Origin of the sequence: Streptomyces sp. NPDC051133 (assembly GCF_040682635.1) — a bacterium.
Lineage (GTDB): Bacteria > Actinomycetota > Actinomycetes > Streptomycetales > Streptomycetaceae > Streptomyces.
On sequence record NZ_JBFBBK010000203.1, the window covers coordinates 1 to 1,964 of the forward strand.

A 1,964-nucleotide genomic window follows, 5' to 3' on the forward strand; every position below is an offset into this window, starting at 1 on the left:
CTTGGAATCGACCACCCAGGGAACCGGAGGGAGGCGTTCTACCGGCGGATCGCCGAGATCAGTCCGCCGGGGTGCTCTTCGCGCTGTCTAGGCGGGGTGTGGTGCGCGGCCGTTCAGCAGGCGCGCACCGTCCAGCGTCATCTAGAGCGAATCTTCTGTCGTGGTCGGCTCTTCTTCCGCCCGGGCGCCACGGCCGATCGTCATGGACCAGCGCACAGTCGTGGGTGCCTCGACCGAAACGACCCCGCTGTGGTCGGCGCCGCCGACCGCCACCTGGTTGTAGGTGGTGCTCACCTTGCCGGCCACGCACTCCAGCGGGAAGGAGACATGCACCGACCGCACCGCGACCTTGATCGTGCCCGGACCCTGGCACCGCACCGCGACGATCAGCGCGTCTCCCTTCCTGCCCTTGCCAAAGGCCAAAGTGGCGTTCCCGCTGGTCACCTTCTGGCGACCGGCGAGTGTCTCGTCGGGGTCCAGCTCCGGGGGACGTTGCACCCCGGGCTCCGCGGTGCTCGGGGTGGGCAGGGCCGTCGTCGGCGGCTCGGACGGAGGCGACGGCTGCGAATGCTGCGAGGGCCCCGCGGCTTGGGGATGATCCGACGAGCAGGCCGCGAGCGTAATGAGCAGCGCTGTGCAGGCGATACCTAGTCCTGCGCGAGTTCGACTCGACACCTCAGTCCTCCCAGATGGCCCAGCCCACGCGGTGAGGCGTGTAGATGGTGACGTTGTGCTTGGCGCCCTTGCCGCAGTTGACGTAGGTGTACTGGCTGTAGCCGTAGCTCTTCAAGCGGTAGACGCCGTAGCGGCCGTAGGTGGTCTTGTGAGCCGGGGTGTCCACGCTGATGGAGTTCCCTATCTTTGCGGTGAGCGAGGCGGAGACGGTCACCCCGAACTTCCCCGAGATCTCAATCACGGCTAGGTCGCCCTTGACGTTGAGCTCACCGCTGTAGGCGATCCCGATGGTGCCGGAAACCTCGGACGTGAACGTGGACCTGGCCGTGCGGGAGGTGCCGTTGTGGTTGGACTGCTCGGCGCCCACACCCTTGTGGTAGTCCTTCGTCTTGCTCGTGGGGTAGTAGTACCAGCCCTGTTCGCAGCCACGGCTGGACGGCACGCCCTCGGCCTTGTCGGCCGCGTCAGAGGGCGCAGCCGCCGGGGCGTCAGGGGCACCCTCGGTGAGGTCCGCTTCCTCCGGCTGGGCGGGCGGGGCCGTCGCAGCGGTGTCGGCCGGGACGGAGCCCGGGTCGTCCGCGAACACCGGGCCCGCGCCGGCAAGAACAGCGGTAACGAGGGCGGGCACAAGCAAAGCCGTTCGGGACATGCGCATGACATCTCCTTGAGAGGGGTTTACTTACCGCCATCACTGCCTCACCAGCGGTGGAACGAGATCCTGGCAGTGCTCCAGGGCGGATGACCAGCTTCCGCCCATTTCCTGAGCAAGACGTGAGCTTCGGGACCTCGCAGGTCCTTGGACTCCTACAGCTCGATCTCGATCTGCTCCACGTCGGTGAACTCCACCCCCAGGCCGTGCGCCGGGGAGTTGTTGGCGCGGAAGTACATCCGAGCAAGGCCATCTGTTGCGATCTGCTGGAACTGCTGCTCGGTGGCGCCCTGCTCGCGCGCCGTGAACAACTGGTCGGCGTACTCGGGCGGCAGGGCTTGAGTGATGTCGCGGATCCGGGCAGCATCGGTGGTGCTCTGGACCCACGTGAACCCCTACGGCCGGTTCGAGCTGGACATGAGCAGCCGCCTGGAACTGGACCTGGGTATCGGGGCGGCACTCCACATGCCTGATCACGCGTCTGGCTTTCGTCGGCGCAACGCCAGAACGATCGGTGTGTCTGAGCGTGGTAGGTAGCCTCGACGGACAGCTGCGAACGCCGGATTACGGAAGAGGACCTTTCTTCGCCCGCACAGGTGGGACTGGTCGAGGCGCACGGCACCGGGACCGTCGTCGGCGA

General features: G+C 66.9%; 3 protein-coding genes. All 3 read right to left on the reverse strand.

Annotation, left to right across the window (positions count from 1 at the left end):
* Positions 1-141: 141 nt before the first annotated feature.
* Positions 142-498: a hypothetical protein gene (locus AB0N17_RS46390; RefSeq protein WP_366017689.1), complete on the reverse strand. Its 357-nt coding sequence runs from the start codon at positions 496-498 to the stop codon at positions 142-144.
* A gap of 178 nt (positions 499-676) precedes the next feature.
* Positions 677-1,330, reverse strand: a complete 654-nt coding sequence (locus AB0N17_RS46395) for a hypothetical protein (protein WP_366017690.1) — start codon at positions 1,328-1,330, stop codon at positions 677-679.
* Between the two features lie 149 nt (positions 1,331-1,479).
* Positions 1,480-1,635, reverse strand: coding sequence for a hypothetical protein (locus AB0N17_RS46400; protein ID WP_366017691.1), 156 nt, complete (start codon positions 1,633-1,635; stop codon positions 1,480-1,482).
* Positions 1,636-1,964: the final 329 nt, after the last annotated feature.